Source organism: Nocardia sp. NPDC051756 (assembly GCF_040681495.1).
Lineage (GTDB): Bacteria > Actinomycetota > Actinomycetes > Mycobacteriales > Mycobacteriaceae > Nocardia.
The window spans coordinates 20,309-40,887 of the sequence record NZ_JBFAYV010000002.1; the positions used below are offsets into that span (position 1 = coordinate 20,309).

At 67.5% G+C, this 20,579-nt stretch carries 18 protein-coding genes and 1 tRNA gene; 10 read left to right on the top strand and 9 right to left on the bottom strand.

The features are described from left to right. The first annotated feature begins 120 nt into the window (after nucleotides 1–120). Nucleotides 121–1,383, top strand: coding sequence for an MFS transporter (locus AB0M22_RS06100; RefSeq protein WP_364721790.1), 1,263 nt, complete (start codon nucleotides 121–123; stop codon nucleotides 1,381–1,383). A 2-nt stretch (nucleotides 1,384–1,385) separates the two neighbouring features. On the opposite strand, the gene AB0M22_RS06105 is transcribed toward AB0M22_RS06100, so the two are convergent. Further along, nucleotides 1,386–2,006 (bottom strand): SDR family oxidoreductase, encoded by a 621-nt coding sequence (locus AB0M22_RS06105; protein WP_364721792.1) that lies wholly within the window; start codon nucleotides 2,004–2,006, stop codon nucleotides 1,386–1,388. Between the two features lie 104 nt (nucleotides 2,007–2,110). Here AB0M22_RS06105 and AB0M22_RS06110 point away from each other — a divergent pair, with 104 nt between their 5' ends. After that, on the top strand, nucleotides 2,111–2,806 hold the full coding sequence (locus AB0M22_RS06110; RefSeq protein ID WP_364721794.1) for a TetR/AcrR family transcriptional regulator C-terminal domain-containing protein: 696 nt from the start codon (nucleotides 2,111–2,113) through the stop codon (nucleotides 2,804–2,806). Nucleotides 2,807–2,895: 89 nt separating this feature from the next. Next, entirely contained in the window at nucleotides 2,896–3,342 is a 447-nt protein-coding gene (locus AB0M22_RS06115) for a GNAT family N-acetyltransferase (protein WP_364721796.1), read from the top strand. A 59-nt stretch (nucleotides 3,343–3,401) separates the two neighbouring features. Here AB0M22_RS06115 and AB0M22_RS06120 read toward each other — a convergent pair. Beyond that, nucleotides 3,402–3,475: transfer RNA gene (locus tag AB0M22_RS06120), tRNA-Met, on the bottom strand. Nucleotides 3,476–4,026: 551 nt separating this feature from the next. Between AB0M22_RS06120 and AB0M22_RS06125 the strand changes: the two genes are divergently transcribed. Then, on the top strand, nucleotides 4,027–4,587 hold the full coding sequence (locus AB0M22_RS06125; protein ID WP_364721798.1) for a transglycosylase family protein: 561 nt from the start codon (nucleotides 4,027–4,029) through the stop codon (nucleotides 4,585–4,587). A gap of 268 nt (nucleotides 4,588–4,855) precedes the next feature. On the opposite strand, the gene AB0M22_RS06130 is transcribed toward AB0M22_RS06125, so the two are convergent. Next, a complete protein-coding gene (locus tag AB0M22_RS06130) occupies nucleotides 4,856–7,858 on the bottom strand; it encodes a UPF0182 family protein (RefSeq protein ID WP_364721800.1) in 3,003 nt (1,000 codons plus the stop codon). Nucleotides 7,859–8,083: 225 nt separating this feature from the next. Here AB0M22_RS06130 and AB0M22_RS06135 point away from each other — a divergent pair, with 225 nt between their 5' ends. Further along, nucleotides 8,084–8,692: a PPA1309 family protein gene (locus AB0M22_RS06135; RefSeq protein WP_364721802.1), complete on the top strand. Its 609-nt coding sequence runs from the start codon at nucleotides 8,084–8,086 to the stop codon at nucleotides 8,690–8,692. A gap of 6 nt (nucleotides 8,693–8,698) precedes the next feature. Here AB0M22_RS06135 and AB0M22_RS06140 read toward each other — a convergent pair whose 3' ends face one another. Continuing rightward, nucleotides 8,699–9,724: a PDZ domain-containing protein gene (locus AB0M22_RS06140; protein WP_191093962.1), complete on the bottom strand. Its 1,026-nt coding sequence runs from the start codon at nucleotides 9,722–9,724 to the stop codon at nucleotides 8,699–8,701. A gap of 126 nt (nucleotides 9,725–9,850) precedes the next feature. Here AB0M22_RS06140 and AB0M22_RS06145 point away from each other — a divergent pair, with 126 nt between their 5' ends. The 4 genes from AB0M22_RS06145 to AB0M22_RS06160 all read left to right on the top strand — a co-directional run bounded on the left by AB0M22_RS06145 (nucleotide 9,851) and on the right by AB0M22_RS06160 (nucleotide 14,184). Beyond that, nucleotides 9,851–11,257, top strand: coding sequence for a zinc-dependent metalloprotease (locus tag AB0M22_RS06145; RefSeq protein WP_364721805.1), 1,407 nt, complete (start codon nucleotides 9,851–9,853; stop codon nucleotides 11,255–11,257). 86 nt (nucleotides 11,258–11,343) lie between these two features. After that, nucleotides 11,344–12,249 (top strand): hypothetical protein, encoded by a 906-nt coding sequence (locus AB0M22_RS06150; RefSeq protein WP_364721807.1) that lies wholly within the window; start codon nucleotides 11,344–11,346, stop codon nucleotides 12,247–12,249. 77 nt (nucleotides 12,250–12,326) lie between these two features. Then, entirely contained in the window at nucleotides 12,327–13,670 is a 1,344-nt protein-coding gene (locus AB0M22_RS06155; RefSeq protein WP_364721809.1) for an AarF/UbiB family protein, read from the top strand. A 94-nt stretch (nucleotides 13,671–13,764) separates the two neighbouring features. Further along, nucleotides 13,765–14,184: an SSI family serine proteinase inhibitor gene (locus AB0M22_RS06160; protein ID WP_364721811.1), complete on the top strand. Its 420-nt coding sequence runs from the start codon at nucleotides 13,765–13,767 to the stop codon at nucleotides 14,182–14,184. Here AB0M22_RS06160 and AB0M22_RS06165 read toward each other — a convergent pair. Both AB0M22_RS06165 and AB0M22_RS06170 read right to left on the bottom strand, forming a co-directional pair. Then, a complete protein-coding gene (locus AB0M22_RS06165) occupies nucleotides 14,121–15,473 on the bottom strand; it encodes a solute carrier family 23 protein (RefSeq protein ID WP_364721813.1) in 1,353 nt (450 codons plus the stop codon). The two genes, AB0M22_RS06160 and AB0M22_RS06165, sit on opposite strands and share 64 nt — an antisense overlap. After that, a complete protein-coding gene (locus AB0M22_RS06170; protein ID WP_364721815.1) occupies nucleotides 15,464–16,558 on the bottom strand; it encodes an aryl-sulfate sulfotransferase in 1,095 nt (364 codons plus the stop codon). Before AB0M22_RS06170 ends, AB0M22_RS06165 begins: the two co-directional genes overlap by 10 nt. Nucleotides 16,559–16,701: 143 nt before the next feature. Between AB0M22_RS06170 and AB0M22_RS06175 the strand changes: the two genes are divergently transcribed. Continuing rightward, complete coding sequence (locus tag AB0M22_RS06175) at nucleotides 16,702–17,310, top strand: helix-turn-helix domain-containing protein (RefSeq protein WP_364721817.1); 609 nt, start codon at nucleotides 16,702–16,704, stop codon at nucleotides 17,308–17,310. Between the two features lie 142 nt (nucleotides 17,311–17,452). Here AB0M22_RS06175 and AB0M22_RS06180 read toward each other — a convergent pair whose 3' ends face one another. The 3 genes from AB0M22_RS06180 to AB0M22_RS06190 all read right to left on the bottom strand — a co-directional run bounded on the left by AB0M22_RS06180 (nucleotide 17,453) and on the right by AB0M22_RS06190 (nucleotide 20,528). Further along, nucleotides 17,453–17,737, bottom strand: coding sequence for a WhiB family transcriptional regulator (locus tag AB0M22_RS06180; RefSeq protein ID WP_317983923.1), 285 nt, complete (start codon nucleotides 17,735–17,737; stop codon nucleotides 17,453–17,455). Nucleotides 17,738–17,915: 178 nt separating this feature from the next. Further along, nucleotides 17,916–18,248, bottom strand: a complete 333-nt coding sequence (locus AB0M22_RS06185; protein WP_364721819.1) for a hypothetical protein — start codon at nucleotides 18,246–18,248, stop codon at nucleotides 17,916–17,918. A 111-nt stretch (nucleotides 18,249–18,359) separates the two neighbouring features. Next, a complete protein-coding gene (locus AB0M22_RS06190; protein WP_364723950.1) occupies nucleotides 18,360–20,528 on the bottom strand; it encodes an ATP-dependent DNA helicase UvrD2 in 2,169 nt (722 codons plus the stop codon). Nucleotides 20,529–20,579: the final 51 nt, after the last annotated feature.

Genomic DNA, 20,579 nt, shown 5'->3' on the forward strand with positions numbered 1-20,579 from the left:
GACAGGGCGGAATCGGCGTTCCGGACGGGCACGTTCCGGCAACGGACGGGCAAGCGACACGAACCGGACACACCACGCTGATTTGTTGCCGGAAGGGGGCTTGATCAGGAGTATGGCGGGATGACCACAACATCCGACGTCGGCCGGGAACGGCTGCGGCTGGACGAGCTTCCGGTTCGTCCCATTCATCGCAAGCTGGTCGCGCTGGTCGGTGCCGGACTGTTCTTCGATCTCTACGAACTGTTCCTCGCCGGGACGATCACCGGGGTGCTGAAGCAGGAGATGCACCTGTCCACGTTCCAGCTCAGCGGGATCCTCGCGTCGGCGTTCGCCGGGCAGTTCCTCGGCGCGCTGGTGATCGGCCGGTTGTCGGATGTGTTCGGGCGACGGCGCATGTTCATGGTGAATATCGCGTTGTACTCCGGGTTCACCCTGCTCGGCGCGTTCAGCCCGAACATCACCTTTCTGATGGCGACGCGATTCCTGGCGGGGCTCGGGATCGGCGCCGAGATGACGGTGTCGGACACCTATCTGTCGGAAGTGGTTCCGCCGCAGGTGCGTGGGCGGATGATCGCCATGGCCTACACGATCGGCTTCTGCGCGGTGCCGACCGTCGGGTTCCTCGCCAAGTGGCTGGTTCCGTTGCAGCCCTTCGGGATCGACGGCTGGCGGTGGCTGTTCGTGATCGGCGGGCTCGGCGCCGCGGTGGTGGTCGTCGCGCGGCGGGACATGCCGGAATCGCCGCATTGGCTTGCGCGGCAGGCGAACAAGACGAAGGGCCTGCCGTTCAGCGCGATCGTCAAGCCGCCGTACCGGGCCAAGACGACGCTGTTCTCCGCGGTGATGATCCTGCAAGTGTTCGGTTACTACGGGTTCGGCACGCTGGCCGTACTCGTGTTGGACCGCAAGGGATTCGAGGTGGTCACCTCGCTGAGTTACTTGGCCATCACCTATCTCGGCTATCCGCTGGGGTCGCTGCTGGCGATTCCGCTGATGGAGCGAATCGAACGCAAATATCTGGTCATGGGAACCGCGACCCTGATGGCGCTGTTCGGCCTGACCTTCGGCTTCGCCACCAGCGTGCCGCTGATCCTGTTGTCGGGCGGGTTGTTCACCATTGCCAGCAATGTCTTCTCCGACGCCATCCACGCGTATCTGCCGGAGTCGTTCCCGACCGCGGTGCGCGGCACCGCCTCCGGCGCGACCTATTCGCTGTCGAAGGTGAGTACCGCGCTGCTGCCGTTCCTGCTGCTGCCGCTGCTCGACCGGGCGAACGGGCCGGGGCTGGTGTTCTCGGTGATCACCGTCGCGCTGCTCACCATGGTCGCGCTGGTCTGGGTGTGGGGGCCGGTGACCGGTCGGCGGGCGCTGGACGAGGTGTGAGGTTATTGCGCGAGGGTCGGGGCGGCGTGTGACCAGCGGTGGCCGTCCAGTTCTTCGACGATGAAGCGGGCCACGTCGGTTACGGGCACTTTCCAACCGCCGCTCGGGGTTTCGCCGTCCTGGACGCGGTAGGTCGCGGTCGGCGGGTCGTCGGTCAGGCGGGTGGGGCGGACGAAGGTCCAGTCCACGGTGGATTCGCTGATGCGGGATTCCATCAGCCGCATGTCGCCGTAGAGCTCGTTCATCAGAGTTCGGGCGAGGCAGCGGTACCAGAGGGCGTGGTTCGGGTCGTCGCGGCGGACGCCGCTGGAGGTGATGGCGATCAGGCGGGGCACGCCCGCTGATTCCATCGCGGGAATGACGGCGCGCGCGGCGTCGGAATAGAGGCCGTTCGCGTGGCGACCCGCGGGGCCGATCGCGCTGATCACCGCGTCGTGACCGGCGACGACCGCGCGCACGCTGTCCGGGTCGCGGACGTCGGCGCGGGCCACGGTGAGCCGGTCGACCGGTGGCAGCTTTGCCGGGTCGCGGACCGCGGCGGTGACATCGTGGCCGGCGGCCAGCGCCTCGGTCACGATGGCTCGACCCGCCCGGCCTGCGGCACCGAAGATGATCACCTTCATGGGAACTCCTCTGCATAGTATTCACGATCAGTGATCGTAACGATCACTGATCGTTCAGAACGATGCTCGCGCCGAGCTCTGTTTGTCAAGCTAGGATTCGGCGCATGCCCGGCTCTCCCCGCCCCAATCCACGCACCAGTCCCGCGAAGGCTCCGCTGAGTCTCGACGCGATCGTGGCCGCGTCCCTCGACCTGGTCGACGAACTGGGCTGCGCCGCGGTGAGCATGCGCCGAGTGGCTCAGGTGCTCGATACCGGCTCGGCGTCGCTCTATGTCTATGTGCACGACCGGCGCGAGCTGATGCTGCTGACCCACGACCTCGCCGTGGCCGCCGTCGAACTGCCGGCCGAAGCGGACGGTGACTGGCGCGCCCGCCTGGAACTGCTCGTCGAACGCACCGTCGCCGCCCTCGCCACCCACCGTGACCTCGCCGCCGTCGCGTTCACCGAGGCCCCCACCGGCCCGCACATCCTGCGACTGGTCGAGGAGATGCTGCGCCTGCTCCGCGTCGGCGGGATCCAGGACGCCGCCTGCGCCTGGGCCGTCGACCTACTGGGCCAATACATCGCCTCAGCCGCCTTGGAAGCCGCCGCACGGACAGCAACCGACGAACCCGCCGAATCCCTGGCCGACACGACCGCTCGCCTCGACGCCGTCTACCAAGCCCTCCCCGCCGACGACTACCCCACGATCCGCGAACTCGCCCCGCTGCTGACGGTGGGCGGCAGTGCGCGAGAGACGTGGAAGCTGCGGGTCATCTTGGATGGGATCCTGGCGCGCGGCGCGAACGAGGTCACCTAGCCATCACCCGCGCGCTGAGCAGTGGTCTGGCGGAGTTGAGGCGAAGTGGACCTCGGCCGGGGCGGTGCGGCGGCGCTAGCGTCGGTTCCGTGACCGAGATTCGTGAAATCAGTGCAGATCAGACCAAGTTGGCGGCGGCGACACTGCTCGAGCTGCGACCCCGGTGGGGCACGGTGGACGCGCTGATCGACTTCGTCGACACCGACCTGCGGCCGCGCGGCTACCGACTCGTCGGGGTGTTCACCGGGAAGGACGACTCGGCGGTCTTGGTGCTGGGTTTCCGCGAGGCATGGCACAGCGCGTGGGGACATCATCTGTACGTAGACGACCTGATCACCGCGTCCACCGCCCGTGGTCACGGCTACGCCGATCTACTGATGGCCTGGGCCAAGCAGGAAGCTCTGCGCCTGAACTGCGAATCCGTCCACCTCGACTCCGGCGTCGGCCCCGACCGCGCCGCCGCCCACCGCCTCTACATGCGCCACCACCTGCACATCACCGCCCACCACTTCACCGTGCAGATGGACAGTCACTGAGCGGACTCAGAGAAAAGAAGAACGGCCCGGAACTGTGCGTTCCGGGCCGTTCTTCGTTGTAGCGGGGACAGGATTTGAACCTGCGACCTCTGGGTTATGAGCCCAGCGAGCTACCGAGCTGCTCCACCCCGCGTCGGTAAACACAACATTACACACGGGTTCGCGTGGACGCCAAATCGGCTGGTCAACGGCGGATTCGAGACCCTTGGACACTGGCTTGGACGTGGGCCCCACGGGCCGGGAATCGGACCTGGAGAGCAGGGTCACACAAGCCCGGAGGCGGCAGAGTGAGCGCGCGGCGGCCGGATTCGCGATGCGGATGGGCCTATCACCGTCCGCGGCAACCGGTTAAACGTGATCCGGGTCACAATATCGTAGTGATCTCGAACACATAACGTTGCTATAACAGACCGTCCAGAATGCGTGTCGGCAGCATTTGCGACCTGCACAAAGGGCCATATTCGGGTTATTCGCATCATGGAATGCGAGTGTTATCAAGACGTGATCTGCCGAGATTTCTTCGTTACCGTGCGTTCACGGCCCGGATCATCCGTGAAGGGCTCGAACTCGAACCGTTCGAATACCGGCGACCCTGCCCCGCGGTTCGAGGATCCCCGACAACCTGGGGGCAGGGACCGGCGGCTATTTCGCCGAGTTGGTAGGCGCAGGGAGGGAAATGCACTTATGACTGAGAACCGGAAGTTCAACGCCCGCGCCCTCGGCTTTGCCGCTGTTACCGGCGCCCTTGTTGCCGTCCCGTTCGCACTCTCCACCGCGACCGCATCGGCCGCGCCTGCCCACAACTGGGACGGCGTCGCGCAGTGCGAGAGCGGCGGCAACTGGGGCATCGCCACCGGCAACGGCTACTACGGCGGCCTGCAGTTCTCGCAGAGCACCTGGGCCGCCAACGGTGGCCACGGCTCCGCCAACAACGCCAGCAAGGAAGAGCAGATCCGGGTCGCGGAGAACGTGCTCGCCACGCAGGGCCAAGGCGCCTGGCCGGTGTGCGGCCAGTACCTGAAGCCGGGCACCTCCGAGCCGGAGCCCCAGGCCGTGCAGGAGCCGGAGCAGGCTCCCGAGGCCGCCGCACCCGCCCTCCCCGCCGTCCCCGGCAGCCCCAAGGCCATGGTCGAGCAGGCCAAGTCCGTCGGCAGCGACCTGGCCAAGCAGCACGGCCTGGACGCGCAGTTCCAGCAGATCCTGGACCAGAACAGCTCGCTGATCGAGTCGATCGCCGGCCGCTGAGTTCTCGGCCGAACTCGAATCGGCGCTGCTGTCCCGCACGGGGTGGCAGCGCCGATTCGTTTATGCAGACCGCTGTATGGCGATGCCGCCTTCGACATCCAGCAAACATTCCGGACGCAAACATCCCCGAATTAGTTTGCTACGAAGTTCTGCGCACCAGGTACTACAACTACGTCATCAATAGCCTTCCGGGACGTAATTGCCTTTACCGTAACGAAATACGCCGCCATCTCCGTGATGGCGGCGTATTTCGTTCAGTTGCTTACGGCTAGCGCCCTGCGTCCTGGTACGCCTTGACCGCAGCGTCCAGCTCGTCGAGTGCCCGACCGAAGTCCTGGAAGTTGCCTGTGCGCATGGCATTTCGCACGTTTTCGATCTTCTGGTTCAGCGCTGCCGCCGCGGCGTCCTTGGCCGCGGACGAACCGGTCGGCGGCGGGGTGGTGCCCGGGTTCGGCGGCTGCGTCTCGGGGTTCGGCGGCGGGGTGCTCTGATCCACCGGCGGCGGCACGCTACCCGGGCGAGGCCGGATACCCGAGTCGCCGCCGAACGGCGTCGCCAGCGCCCCGCTTCCGGGCAGCACCTGGTTCAACGCTTCGGCCAGTGTGGACGCGTAGCCGACTTTCACGCTTCCCGCGTTGTCCCGATAACTGACCAGCACGCGCAGCAACTGCGGGAAGGTCGCGGTGTTCGCTCCGGTATTGCGTTCGTTGTAGAACGGCTCCACGTAGAGGATGCCGCCGTCGGCGATCGGCAGGGTCAGCAGGTTGCCGTATTTGATCTTGTTCGAGTTGGACAGCAGCGTTTTCTCCCGGGAAACCTCCGGTGCCGTCGTCATTCGGTTCTGCGTCTGCTGTGGGCCGAGCGTCTGCGTGTCGGTCGGCAATTGCAGGATCGTGAACTTCCCGTAATCGTCCGGATCCGACCGCACCGAGATGTACGCCGACAGGAACTGCCGGTTGTAGCCGACCATCGCGCTGGTCAGATTGAAGACGGGCTTGTTCCCGCCTTTCGGGTCACCGAGCAGCACGTAGTAGGGCGGCTGGTTGGCGGGTGCCCCACCGTCGATCGTCGGGTCGGCCGCCACCGACCAGAACGCGTTGTTGGTGAAGAACTCTCGCGGGTCGTCGACGTGGTACTTCGTCAACATCTCGCGCTGAACCTTGAACAGATCTTCTGGATAGCGGAAGTGCGCGCGCAGCTCCGGGCTGATCGCACTCTCCGGCTCTACCGCCCCCGGGAATACGCCGCGCCACGCCTTCAGCACCGGATCCTTCGAGTCCACCTCGTACAGCTTCACCGTGCCGTCGTAGGCATCCACGGTCGCCTTCACTGAGTTGCGGATGTAACTGACCTGCTTACGCGGCAGCAGCCTGCCGGTCTTCTTGTCGATGCTGTCCTCGACGCCGTCCAGCGAGGTCTTCTGCGCGTACGGGTAGTCGTCCAGCGTGGTGTAGGCGTCGACGATCCACTGGATCCGCCCGTTGACCACCGCCGGGTAGGCGTTGCCGTCGGTGGTCAGCCACGGCGCGACCTTCTGCACCCGGTCGCGCGGATCGCGGTTGAAGATGATCTTGGAGTCGTCGCCGATGGCCGAGGAGAACAGGATGTTGCGCTCGGCGTACTTGGCGGCGAAGGCGAGCCGGTTGAACCAGTTGCCGATCGGCACGCCGCCCTGGCCGTCATAGGTGAATTGCGCGGTGTCGGAATCGTATTCGCGCGGACGCTGGGCGTCCTTCGCGCCGACGATCGCGTAGTCGGGGCTGGCCTGCGAGATCACCTCGCCGAAGTAGATGCGCGGCTGGTCGACCTTGATCCGCTGCTTGTCCTTCGGCGTGAACAGGTCGCTGACCACGAAGATCGGGTAGCCGCTATCGCTGCTGCCACCGGTAGCGTTCGGGTCGTCGGTCTGTGCCTTGTTCACCCGGTTCGCGGGAGCGGCGACGAAACCGTTGCCGTGCGTGTAGACCGTGTGCTGGTTGATCCAGTCCTTCTGGTTACCGCTCAACGCGGCCGGCGACAGCTCGCGGGCCGCGACGATGTAGTCCTGCACATCGCCGTCGAGGTTGTAGCGGTCGATGTCCAGCGACTCCGGGAAGCCGTAGAAGTTCTTCAGCTGGCGCAGCTGAGTGAACGTGGGCGACAAGATGTTCGGGTCGAGCAACCGGGCATTGCCGATGGTCTGCGCGTCGACCGGAACCTGAAGCGGGCTCTTGTTGCTCTCGCCCTTGTAGTCCTGATACGTGATCTTGTCGTCGGTGATGCCGAACGCCTGCCTGGTCGCGGCGATATTGCGCTGGATGTATTCGCTTTCCTTGTCCGCGGCGTTCGGGCGCACGGAGAACTGCTCGACCACCAGCGGCCAGACCGCGCCGACCAGGATCGAGGACAACACCAGCAGCGCGGCGGCCATGGCGGGCACCCGCAGATCGCGCAGCACGATGCCGGCGAAGAAGGCGAGCGCGCAGATCACCGCGATGGACAACAGGATCAGCTTGGCCGGCAGCACCGCGTTGATATCGGTGAACGAGCCACCGGTGAAGGTGGGCTCCTTGCGGCTGCTCATCAGCAACTCGTAGCGGTCGAACCAGTACGCGATCGCCTTGAGCAACACGAAAAGCCCGGCGATGACGGCCAACTGGATGCGCGCGGCGCGGGTCAGCGTGCCCTCGCGGCCGCTGAGCCGCAGCCCGCCGAAGACGTAGTGCGTCACCAGGCTGGCGAAGAACGCGATGACCACCGCGACGAACAACCAGTTCAGGATCGTCCGGTAGAACGGCAGCTCGAACGCGTAGAAGCTGACGTCGAGATGGAACTGCGGGTCCTGCTGGCCGAACGAGCTGCTGTTCAGGAACAGATTGACGGTGATCCAATTCGATTGCGCCACCAGGCCGGACAGCAGGCCGAGCAGCACCGGGATGCCGACGCCGAACAGCCGCAGCCTGCTCATCACCGTGGTGCGGTAGCGCGCGATCGGATCGTTCGGACCGGCCACCGGCACGAACACCGGCCGGGATCGATAGGCGAGCAGCAACGCCAGCCACACGACCACACCGACGAAGAGGGCGACGCCGAGGAACAACAGGATCCGGGTCCGCAACACCGTGAGATACACGTTGCGGAAACCGACCTCGCCGAACCACAACCAGTTCGTATAGGTGTCGGTCAGTCGTGGACCGAGTAGCAGCAACGCCGCGAGGGCGATGGCCGCCAGCAGCAGTACGCGGCTGCGTCGGGAAAGCGAAGGTAAGCCGGTGGGGGGCCGCATGCCCACGATGCCACTCTCCAAGGTCCGGCGGCACTCGCGCCGATACGTCCGGCCGAGATGCCGCAGTCCGATGTTGCGGGTGGTCCTTTCGGACCGTTCGGCCCCACTCTACGGAATCGGACACCGATGACACGCCCTGCCTATAGTTCGACGCCGCAAAACTTCCGTGTGGTGGTCAGCGAAGTGTGAAGCAGCGGGTTTGTGGATTGCCCGCGCGGTTCGTTTGATTGGATGTTCACCGTGACCCCCGCAGATCTGCACGCCGAACTCGTCCTCGCCCGCTCCGTCCGCGAGGTCGCCGAATTCGTCGACGCCGAAGGATGGGGCAGACCGCCGCAGATGTTCGCGCTGGTGCCCACCGCCGACCTGGTCGCGGCCCAGCCCGAGCTGGTCGACGAGGTCGACGAGGCGGCCGAGCTGACTCCCGTTGCCCAGGAACTGTTTCCGGACGACATCACCGGCGGCTCGGTGGCCCTCGACGACTTCCTCGCGACCACCAGCTGGCCGCCCGCCGTGCAGGGCTGCGTGCTGGTGCAGGAGATCGTGGTGCTGCCGCCGGACGCCGAATCCACCCTGGACGAGGCGCTGGTGCCGCTGCTCGCCGATCACGAGGCGGCCGACGCCGCCGCGCGCGCCGCCGCCGAGGCGCACCCGGATCGGCGCGAGGCCCGCCTGTTCGCGGCGGTGCTGCGCGAGGGCGCGTCGCTGTGCCTGTTGCAGCTGCGTCCGGCGGAGGACGCCGACGACTTCGGCGATATGGAGCTGCGCACCTACCCGAACCTGGCGCCCAACCTCATCGACGCACTGCACGCGACGCTGGAGTGGTCCGGGCTCGACTGATCCGGGTCAGCCGCAGCTGACGGGTTCCTTGCCCGCGTTGATGTCGTTGAGCGATTGCACCGCGCCGGTGAGGTTTTCGACCTTCACCAGGCGCAGGCCGTCGGGCGTGCGCTGCTTGGCCTCGTTGCAGTTGGCGGCGGGGACCATGAAGGTCTCCGCGCCGGCCTCGCGCGCGGCCATCATCTTGTACTGGATGCCGCCGATCGGTCCGACCTTGCCGTCCTGATCGATGGTGCCGGTGCCCGCGACGAACTTGCCGCCGTCCAGCTCGCCGGGGGTGAGCTTGTCGATCAGCGCGAGGCTGAACATCAGCCCGGCGGACGGGCCGCCGATGTCGGCGAGGTTGAAGTCCACCTGCAACGGCGGGCGCGCGCCCTCGCCCGGGGTCACGCCGAGGTAGCCCTTGTCCTTGTCGTCGGGCCGGGCGCCGAGGGTCACCTGCACGGTCTGCTCGGCGCTCTCCCGGCGCAGCTGCACGGTCAGCTGAGCGCCGGGCGGCTGCGCCGATACGGCCGTCACCACGTCTTTCGGCGCGGCGATCGGTGCGCCGTTGATGCTGATGATCTCGTCGCCGGCCTTCAGCGCGTCCTTGGCCGGGCCGTCCTCGGCCACCTTGCGCAGCAGCACCACGGTCGGCATGTTCAGGTAGTGCAGCGAGGCGACCTCGGCGTTGCTCTCGGAATCCTTGAAGTCCTGCTGGTTGGACTTGTCGATCTCGTCCCGCGACACCCCGGGCGGGTAGACCTCGGCGCGCGGCACCAGGCCGTGCTTGCCGCTCACCCAGAAGCCGAACGCCTCGAAGATGCTCAACCCGTCGCGCACCGACACGGTGGTCATGTTGAGGTGGCCGGTGGTCTGGTCCACCTCGGCGCCGCGGACGTCCACGACCTCCTTGCCGTCGACCTTGCCGAGCGTGTTGAAGGTGGGGCCGGGGCCGAGTGCGACGAACGGCACAGTGAGCACGGTGCCGAGCGCGCCGAGCACGAGCACCGGGATCAGAGCGGCCACCAGGGTGAGGATCCGACGATTCACCTGGACCACAGTAGTGATGGCCGCCGCGCGCGGACGGCAGAGGCGGACATTCGGCGCTCCCGCGCGTCCCCGGTTTCGCGCCGCGCGAACATCAACTGCCTGCACTACACGCGTAACGTGAAGCATATGAGTGACGTCCCCTTCGGATTTTCGAACCGCGACGACGACGACCGCAAGCGCGGTGACGAGCCGGGCGGTCCCGAGTCGAACAACCCGTTCGGAGTGGGTGGACCCGGCGGCGGTTTCGATCCGTCACAGCTCGGCCAGATGCTGACCTCGCTCGGTCAGATGCTCAGCGGCATCGGACAGCCGGGCTCGGCGCAGTCCGGCCCGGTGAACTACGACGTCGCCAAGCGATTGGCCCGCCAGCAGCTCGGTGCGAGCGTGACCCCGGTGTCGGCGAAGACCGCGAGCGCGGTCACCGACGCCGCGCACCTCGCCGAGCTGTGGCTCGACGGCGCGACCACGCTGCCCGCGGGCGCGAGCAAGACCGTCGCGTGGACCGCCAACGACTGGATCGAAGAGACCCTGTCCACCTGGCAGCGGCTGTGCGACCCGGTGGCCCAGCAGATCTCGGGCATGTGGACCGCGTCGCTGCCCGAGGAAGCCAAGGAGTTCGCGGCGCCGATGGTCGGCATGCTCGGGCAGATGGGCGGGCTCGCCTTCGGTTCGCAGCTCGGCCAGGCGCTCGGCCAGCTCGCCAAGGAGGTGCTGACCTCCACCGATATCGGCCTGCCGCTCGGTCCGTCCGGCACCGCCGCCCTGCTGCCCGCGGCGATCGCGGACTTCAGCGCGGGCCTGGAGCAGCCGGAGAGCGAGATCATGGTGTTCCTCGCGGCCAGGGAGGCCGCGCATCAGCGGCTGTTCGGGCACGTGCCGTGGCTGCGCCAGCAGGTGCTGGCCGCGGTCGAGGACTACGCGCGCGGCATCCGGATGGACTTCTCCGCGCTGGAGGAGGCCGCCCAGGGCATCGATCCGTCGGCGCTGACCGATCCGGGCAAGCTCGAGGAGATCCTGTCCCAGGGCGCGTTCGAGCCGCAGACCACGCCGGAGCAGAAGCAGGCGCTGGAACGGCTGGAGACCTTGCTCGCGCTGATCGAGGGCTGGGTGGAGGTCGTGGTCACCGATGCCGTCGGCGATCGGCTGCCCGGTGCGGGCGCGCTGGCCGAGACGTTGCGCCGGCGCCGCGCCACCGGCGGACCCGCCGAGCAGACCTTCGCGACCCTGGTCGGGCTGGAGCTGCGGCCGCGCAAGCTGCGCGAGGCCGCGGCGCTGTGGCGCAGGCTCACCAGCGACGCGGGCATGGAGAAGCGCGACGGCGTCTGGGCACACCCGGACCTGCTGCCCGACTCCAACGACCTGGACTCCCCCGCCGGCTTCATCGACTCGGTGATCGGCGGCGGCACCACCGCGTTCGACGATCCGCTGGCGCAGTTGGCGGAGACCGAGGCGCGGGAGAAGGCCGAACGCGACAAGGCAGGCGGCGAGCAGTCCGGTCCCGACCTGGGTAAGGACAGCGGCACGTCCGCCTGATTGTCCTGTTGGTGGCGACGAATCCCTGTGGATAACTACGGGATTCGTCGCTTTTTCACTTTTCCGGTTTCCGCATACTGCCCGGCATGACATCACTGTGCCGTGGTCCGATGCTGCCCCCGCAGCTCACCGTGCTGGTGCGCCCGTCCGGCGTCGTGCAACTCGGCTGGCATCCCGAGACCGCGGTGCTCCTCGACGCCGCCGGGCTCGACGCCGACACCGTGCTCGCCTTCCTGCGCCTGCTGGACGGAACCCAGACCCGGCCTCAGATCGTCTGGCGCGCAGGCGAATGCGGCATCGAGCCGGACCACGCGATGGCGCTGCTCGACGTGCTGGACGAGGCCGGGCTGCTCGACCACCCCGACGATCGCAGCGGGCGGATCCGGTCGGTGCGGGTGCACGGGCTCGGCCCGCTGTCCGACGCGATCGCCACCGGCGTGCGCAAACTCGGTATCCGGCCGAGCCGTTCGCGCGACTATCGGCCGCACGCGGCGCCGGTGTCGGGCTGGCGGGCCGACCTGGTGGTGCTGGCCGACACGATGGTCACCGATCCGCGCCTGATCGACGATCTGGTGCAGCACCGGATCGCGCATCTGCCGGTGCGGATCCGCGACGGTCGCGGGGTGATCGGCCCGCTCGTGCTGCCCGGCGCGACCAGCTGCCTGCGCTGCGCCGATCTGCTGCGCGCGGATCACGACGCGGACTGGCCGCATCTGGCCGCGCAGTTGCTGGGGCGGGTCGGGCACGCCTCGCCGGCCAAGATCGCGGCCATCGCCGCCCTCGCGGTCAGTGAGGTGGACGACATCCTCGCGCTGTCCACCCGCCGGTCACTGGCCACCCTGGACACGACGCTCGAGTTCGATCCGGCCGCGCACCGGCTCGGCCGGCGGCAGTGGCCGCGGCACGCGGACTGCGGCTGCCGGCGAATTCCGGCCGGGCTCAGCGCATGTCGAGCCCGCCCGCGCAGCGCGGCGCCGGCGCGGGACAAGTGATCGGGGTCACTCCCCTCGGCGGCGTCGATTCAAGATTGCCATGGCTAAGCACCGGCATCTTCCGCCATGATGGGTACGTGTCTGAGATTGTGCGCCGCCGCTCATCCCGTAACGCCAAGTTGGCCAAGATTCCGCTCGGCATCGCCGGTCGGGCCGCCGTGGGGTTCGGGAAGAAGCTGGCCGGCGGCGACAAGTCCGAGATCAACGCACAGCTGAACCAAAAGGCCGCTGAGCAGCTGTTCACCGTGCTCGGTGAGCTCAAGGGCGGCGCGATGAAGTTCGGGCAGGCGCTCAGCGTGATGGAGGCCGCGGTCCCCGAGGAGTTCGGCGAGCACTACCGCGAGGCGCTGACCAAGTTGCAGGCCGCCGCGCCGCCGATGCCGGCCGAGACCGTGCACCGGGTGCTGGACCAGCAGCTGGGCACCCAGTGGCGGCAGCGGTTCCAGGAGTTCGACGACACTCCGGCCGCGTCGGCCAGCATCGGCCAGGTGCACAAGGCGGTGTGGTCGGACGGGCGCACGGTCGCGGTGAAGGTGCAGTACCCCGGCGCGGACGAGGCGCTGCGCGCCGACCTCAAGACGCTGAACCGGATGACCGGACTGCTTGCCTCGGTCATCCCCGGCGCCGACGTGAAGCCGATCCTCGCCGAGATCACCGAACGCACCGAGGAGGAGCTGGACTACCGCAACGAGGCGACCAACCAGCGTGCCTTCGCCAAGGGCTTCGACGGGCACCAGGAGATCGTGGTGCCCAAGGTGGTGGCCAGCGCGCCGAAGGTGATCGTCACCGAATGGCTGGACGGCACCGCGGTGTCCTCGATCATCAAGGCCGGCGCCGAGGATCCGGAGGGCACTCGGGATCTGCGCAACCGGGTCGCGGGCCTGATGGGCCGCTTCCACTTCTCCTCCCCCGAGACCGTCGGCCTGCTGCACGCCGACCCGCACCCGGGCAACTTCATGATGCTGGCCGACGGCAAGCTCGCCGTCATCGACTTCGGCGCCTGCGCGCCCATGCCGAACGGCTTCCCCGTCGTGCTCGGCCGGATGCTCGCGCTCTCGGTCGAGGAGCGGTTCGAGGAGCTCACCGAGCTCATGTACGACAACGGCTGGGTCATCCCCGGCCGCACGGTCACGCACCAGGAGATCGCCGACTACCTGCGGCCGTTCACCGATCCGATCAAGTCCGACTCGTTCCACTTCACCCGCCGGTGGATGCAGCGGGTCGCGGGCAAGGCCTCCGACATCTCCAGCCAGGAGATGAAAACCGCACGCGCCCTGCAACTCCCGGCCGAGTACGTGATGATCTTCCGGGTGCTCGGCGGTTCGGTCGGCATCCTGGCCCAGCTCGACGCCGAACTTCCCTTCATGGAACTGGTCCGCACCTGGATGCCGGGCTTCCGCGAGGAGCGCACCGCCAGCTGACCGAGCCGCATGACCCCAATTGCGGAGGGCGGGGCGATCGGTCGACTACCCTCGCCTGAGGTCGGATCGACTCCGTCTACGAAGGGTGATGGCCATGTCGTGCACCGGTCGGCTTATCGGTGTTTCGATCAGCGCGGCGGTTGTGTTCGGGGCATCGATGGTCGCGCCGGTCGGTGCGACGGCCGGGGTGGACGGGCAGTCCGTGGTGTCGCTATCGGTGGGGCCCGGGGTGTCGGTCGAGGTGGTGGACAAGCGGACCGTCAGCTTGATCTGCGCGCCCACGGTCGGCGGGACACATCCGAAGGCCGAGGAAGCCTGTAAGAACCTGGTGGCGGCGGACGGCAATATCCGGTCGCTGGCCGATTTCACCGTGCCGCCGCTCTGCTCGGACGACTTCGATCCGGTGGTCGCGACCATCGACGGGGTGTGGCGGGGCAAGCCGATCTCCGATCACGGCTTCTTCTCCAATGTCTGTGTGTTGCGGGCCACCACGGTGTCGGTATTCGACTTCTGACGCCGGCGGGTGGCGAACACCAGGTGCACGAGCACGCCGACGACGGCGGTCATCGTCACCCCGCTGCCGAGCAGCAGGCGTAGATCCGTGGGGAATCCGCGGTAGATGCCGGGGATGAGGATCGGGAGCAGACCTGCGGTCAAAGCCGCTGTGGCGGTGAGGAGTACGGGGTCGGAAGTCAGGTCGACCTCGCGGAACATGCCGAGGCCCGCGGTGATGATCATGGCGAAGGTGATCGCCGCGGTACCGCCGATGACCGGGCCCGGCAGCGAATTCACCAGGCGGCCGATCGGCGCGAGGAAGGCCGCGACGATCAGCAGCGCGCCGGTGATGGTCGTGACGTAGCGGCTGCGGATGTTGGTGAGACGGATCAGGCCGATGTTCTCGCCGCTGGTGACCATGGTCGGCCCGCCGAAAAGTCCGGACAGCAGCGAAGTTACGGCGTCCCCACGTATAGTGCGGCCGACGGTGATCGGGGTGTCGATCTGCTTGTCCACGATCTTCGCGTTGAGCACGGTCTGGCCGGTCGCTTCGGCCATCGAACCAATGCTGAACACCAGCAACGGAATTGCCGCGAGCAGATCGAAATGCGGTGTGCCGAACAGGAACAGGTCGGGCGCCTGAGCGAGCGCCGAACCCGATTGCAGATGGAACTGCCCCAGGCTCGCCGCGACCGCGCTGCCGACCGCCATGCCGAGCAGCACGGACAACCGCCGCCAGCCGGTCGGCAGCACTCGATAGGCGAGCACGGTCGCCGCAATGGTGATGGCGGCCAAGCCAACCGAACGCACCGGCGACGGATCGTCGGGCGTGGTGATCAGATTGCCCGCGACCTTCACCAGGTTGATCCCGATGACCACGATCATGCTGGCGATGACCACGGCGGGCAGGCGGGTGACCAGCCGCCGGGCCAGCGGCACCAGCACGATCCCGGCCAGCGCGGTGATGATCACCGCGCCGCTCGCGGTGGCCGGATCCGATTCCTGCGCGATCTGGATGAACAGCACGACGGCCGCACCACCGGGCAGCATGACGAACGGCAGACCCGCGCCGAGGCCGAACCGCCCACTGGATTGCAGAATCGTCCCGATACCGCTGAAAAGCAAAGTGGCGCAGAGCAAGGCGCGCGACTGCGAGTCGTCCAGATGCAGGCTGCGGCTGATCAGCAAGACCGAGGTGATCGGCGTCGCGACCATCACGACCAGATGCTGCACCGCCGACGCGAGGGCGCGGCCGGGCGGCGGGACCTCGTCGACCGGATGCACGGTCGGCCCATCCGTCACAGCCACGGAACGTCCGGATAGCGATAGGCGCGGAAGATGGCGTTGGAGATCCCCGGAAAGACCTGTGCGGTATCGGCATCCGGGTACTCGGTGAACGACGGCACCACGTATTCCCAGCAGATCCGTTGCGCCGGAGTCACTTCGAAGATACGACCGAACGCCGCCTCGGTGATCAGCGTGTTGCCGTTGGGCAGCCGCTGCGCGCCACCCATGAACGGGGTGAAGAACGCCTCGCGCGGGGAATCCTGGTAGCTCCATGCGATTTCGCCGGTGGCGCGGTCGATTTCGACGATCCGGCTGTAGGTGACCGACTCCCCGGTGCGGAAGGTGCCGTTGTCGAACAGCAGGATATTGCCGTCGCCGACCGGCGTCGCGTGATGCTGCTGAGCGACGGTCGAACGGTCGGCGAGGGTCGACACCGCGCCGGTCTGCCGATCGATGGTGATCACGGCGGACACGCTGCGCAGGCTCGCCACAATGGCGCCGTCGTCGAGCGGATGCACGCTGTTGATCAGCGGCCAATGCTCCCGCCAGTAATGCGGTTGCAGCGCAAAGTCTTCCGGCGTCAAATGCTCGACCGCACGCCACTCCCACAGCAGGCTGCCGTCCGGCGCGACCTCCCGGATGACGTCCGACCAGACGATCCCGTCGGCCTCGGTGCCGGGCACGCCGCCCTGAATGCGCGCCGCGGCGGCACCGGTCAACGGCTCGACCCCCGTATAGAGGATGCGCCCGTCGTCGTAATGATGCGCGTCATGATGCTGGAAGTCGTCGCGATGCTCCGAAAGCAGCGCGCCGTCCTGGTCATAACGCCCCATCGATCCGCCGCTGTACTTGCGCCACATCGCGAACAGCGGGGGTCGAGCCAGCGTCGCGCCGTTGTAGGCGAGCGATCCGTCGGCGAGCAGCCGCGCATGCCGGCCCGGCCGGTACGGCAGATTCCAGCGATGCACCACCTCGCCCGCGAGATCGACCAACTCGACCAGACCGCGCCCGGCCAACGGCGCATACAACGTGTAACCCGGCGACGCCGACGCCGCATCGATACCGATCAGCCCGGTACCCCGGCGCTTGAGGGTGTTCTGCTCCACCGATCCTCCTGAATATTCAGCTCCACTGAATATTCAGTACGCTAGAAGGCCCTGGAAGCATTGCGATCACCGTGATGTAAACACGAGGATTCAGTACCCGGCTGCTGAGAAGGTGCTGAAGCAACGAGAGAGGTTTTGGGTAGGTGCATCAGAACGGAAGCGACGACCAGGCGCGCTGGCCCGGGCTCGGCAACGTCGTGCACGACCGCAGGCGGGCGGCGCGATTGACGCTGGCTCAGCTGGCTGCGAAGACCGAATTGTCGCAGTCGTTTCTGAGCCAACTGGAAAACGGGCGGACCAACACGAGCCTGCGCTCGCTGCAACGCATCGCGGACGCGCTCAGCACCACGGCGACGGAACTCTTGGCGGCGGCCGACAGCACGCCGGGCTCGGCGATCGTGCGGGCCGGCGAGGGCGCGCTCGAACAGGCCGAGCAGAACAACGACGGTTCGGTGCGCTCGCTGGTCCACGGACCGCGGGATCTGCGCGCACTCGAGTTCACCGGTGGAACCGGGCGGAGCGAGCGCGAATTCACGCATGAGAACGATGAATTGATCTATGTGGTCTCCGGGACCATCACGGTCGCCGCCAACGGCGAGCAGGTGACGCTGTCCACCGGAGACTCCTATTACTGCCCGTCGGGCGTGCGCCACCGCTGGTGGGCGCACGCCGACGACACCAGAACACTACTGCTCGCCGTTGCCGACGGGCTGACGGTCCGCCGGGCACCCCACGGGCCACGACGAACCTGATTTTCCTTGCACGACAACGCAAACGAGCCGCTCACCGGGCGACGGTGAGCGGTTCGTCTGCTTTCTCGTTCGTTGGCTCGGCCCGTGTCAGGACCAACCGAATCGAGCACATCGACCGGAGGGAGGGAAGTCACTCCCGGTTTCATGCCGGGACCGCGACCTTGCGCGGACGTCCGCGCGGGCGCTTACGGGCGATGACGACCCCCTGGTCGAAGATCTCGCCACCCCAGACACCCCACGGCTCACGCCGATCCATGGCCGCGGTCAAGCAGCCCTTCCGGATGGGGCAGCTGGCGCACAGCGCCTTGGCCTGCTCCAACTGGTTGGGGCTCTCGGCGAACCAGAGATCGGGATCTCCGGCTCGACAAGGCACGGACTTGTTGCCCTCCCGGGTCCGAGTGGTCGGCGCCACGGTTCCGCATGTCACGTCAGTAGTGGCCGGTGGCCATTCCTGGGCGGTGAACACGTCGTTCTCCTTCAGCTCGTTGCAGCGGTTCGTTGTGTTGTCCGCGAAACCGGGGCCGGCTGGCTGAAGGGCCGAAAAAAGATTGGCCACGGTTTCGCGTCGTGCGATCCGTGGCCAGGAGGTCTGGGAGGGAAGTTCCCTACCTAGGTATTCGACATCTCTGTCGAGTCCTGATCACGATCGCTTGGTATGCGGGACGGAGGCGTGTTGCCTGCAGGTCCGCCGGCTCATAACCGGCAGCTGCGGCGACGTTGACGTCTGCCGTTTCGACGACAGACGGGTGCCAGCCACCCGCACTGGGCTTGTCCAAAATGGCGGTGCACATCGGGGCATGCGTGGGCGCGAGTTGCGCCTGCGTGCCGTACACACCGATTTCGGACAGACCGATCCCCTGCAAGGCGAGGATCCCCCGGGAGGCCGACATGGGTGAATTCACCGCAACGTCGATCGCATTGAAGAATTTGATGTTCACGTCTGCCTCCCTCCTAACTCGTTGTGTGTGTTTGAACTCTGCGCGCCGGGATAACCTCCCGGTGCGTAAAACCCACCATAGGCAAGTTCGCCGGGTGGTACAACCTATTTTCTACCTGCGGTTTTGGGGTCTTGCGCGCAACCGCGAAGCGATGATCGCGAGCACCTCGCCGCCGTACTGTTCGAGCTTCTTCTGCCCGATGCCCGCGATCGAGCCCAGCGCAGCGTCGTCACCTGGGAGTTGTTCGGCGATCGCGGTCAACGTGGTGTCGGTGAACACCACGAATTCGCGCACCTGCAACGCCTCCGCCTTCTCCGCGCGCCACTCCTGCAAGGCGACCAGAAGTTCGGCATCGAGTTCGGCGGGGCAACGACGACAGCGGCCAAGCATAGTCGCATAGGTACCGATCAGTGGTTTCGCACACACTCGGCAGGTCGGGCGCATGCCTTTCGCCTCGACGACCGGCGTCGCGATCCTGGACGCGGGCGAATCGTCGGGCACGAGTCCGTTGAGGAACCGGGACCGGCGGCGCGTGCGGCGCCTGCCCTCGGCGCGGGCCAGCGCCCAGGACAGCTGGAGATGTTCGCGCGCCCGGGTCACCCCGACGTACAGCAGCCGCCGCTCCTCCTCCAGCTTCGCCTCGTCGGCGACCGAGCCGTCGTCGGCCAGCACGTGCTGGATCGGCAGCGTGCCGTCGGCCACGCCGACCAGGAAGACCGCGTCCCACTCCAGACCCTTGGCGGCGTGCAGCGAGGCGAGCGTGACGCCCTGCACGGTCGGTGGGTGCCGTGCCTCGGTGCGGGCGGCCAGCTCGCGCAGCAGGCCGGGCAGGTCGAGTTTGTCGTCGTGCTCGACCAGGTCTTCGGTCAGGGTGACCAGCGCGACGAGCGAGGCCCATTTCTCCCGCGCCTGCGCGCCGGCGGGTTCCTCCTTGGTCAGTCCGACCGGTGCCAGCACCGCGCGGACCAGGGTGACCAACGCGGTGCCGCTGCGGGCCTCGCCGGGCAGGTCGTCGCGGGACGCGGCCTGACGCAACGCCGAAACGGCCTGCCTGACCTCGGCTCGCGAGAAGAACCCCTCGCCGCCGCGCACCTGATAGGCGATGCCCCGCTCGGTGAGCGCCTGCTCGTAACTCTCCGACTGCGCGTTGATCCGATAGAGCACGGCGATCTCGGCGGCCGGCGTGCCCGCCTCGATCAGCCGCTTGATCGACTTGGCCACCGCGGCCGCCTCGGCGGGTCCGTCGTCGTATTCGGCGAACACCGGCTCCGGCCCGTCCGGCCGCTGGCCGATCAGCTGCAACCGGGTGCCCGCGATCCGGCCGCGCGCCACCCCGATCACCCGATTGGCCAGCGAGACCACCTGCGGCGTCGAGCGGTAGTCGCGTTCCAGCCGGATCACGGTGGCGTCGGGGAAGCGGCGGGAGAAGTCGAGCAGGTAGCCGGGGGTCGCGCCGGTGAACGAGTAGATGGTCTGGTTGGCGTCGCCGACCACGGTCAGGTCGTCGCGCTCGCCGAGCCAGGCGTCGAGCACGCGCTGCTGCAACGGCGTGACGTCCTGGTACTCGTCGACCACGAAGCTGCGGTAGCGGCCGCGGAACTCGTCGGCGACCGCCGGATAGTCCTCCAGCGCCGCGGCGGTGTGCAGCAGCAGATCGTCGAAGTCGAGCAGCAGGCCGTCCGGGGTGGCCTTGAGTTTCTCGTAGCCCGCGTACACCTCGGCGACCCGCAGCGCGTCGTACGGCGTCTCGCGGCGCTGCTTGGCCACCGCCGCCGGATAGTCCTCGGGCGCGATGAGCGAGGCCTTCGCCCATTCGATCTCGCTGAGCAGGTCGCGCACGCTGTCGGTGGCCGAGGAGAGCCCGGCCCGGTTCGCCGCCTGCGCGACGATCGGGAACTTGCCGTCGATCAACCGCCACGGCACGTCGCCGACGATCTGCGGCCAGAAGTATTTGAGCTGCCGCAGCGCGGCCGCGTGGAAGGTGCGCGCCTGCACCTGGGCCGCGTCGCCGCCCAGACCGAGCGCGCGCAACCGGTTGCGCAGCTCCCCCGCCGCCCGCGCGGTGAAGGTGACCGCGAGTACCTGATCGGCCTTCACGTGTCCGGTGGACACCAGATGCGCGATGCGATGGGTGATCGTCCTGGTCTTGCCGGTGCCCGCGCCCGCGAGTACACACACCGGACCCCGTGGCGCGCGCACGGCGGCGGCCTGTTCGGGGTCGAGCAAATCCAGCTCGAGGCCGGTCGGTCGGTGTGTACTGGGTGACGACACGGCACCCATCATGACAGTGCCCGCCGACAACTCTCGCCGCGCGCGCAATACTGTCGCCTC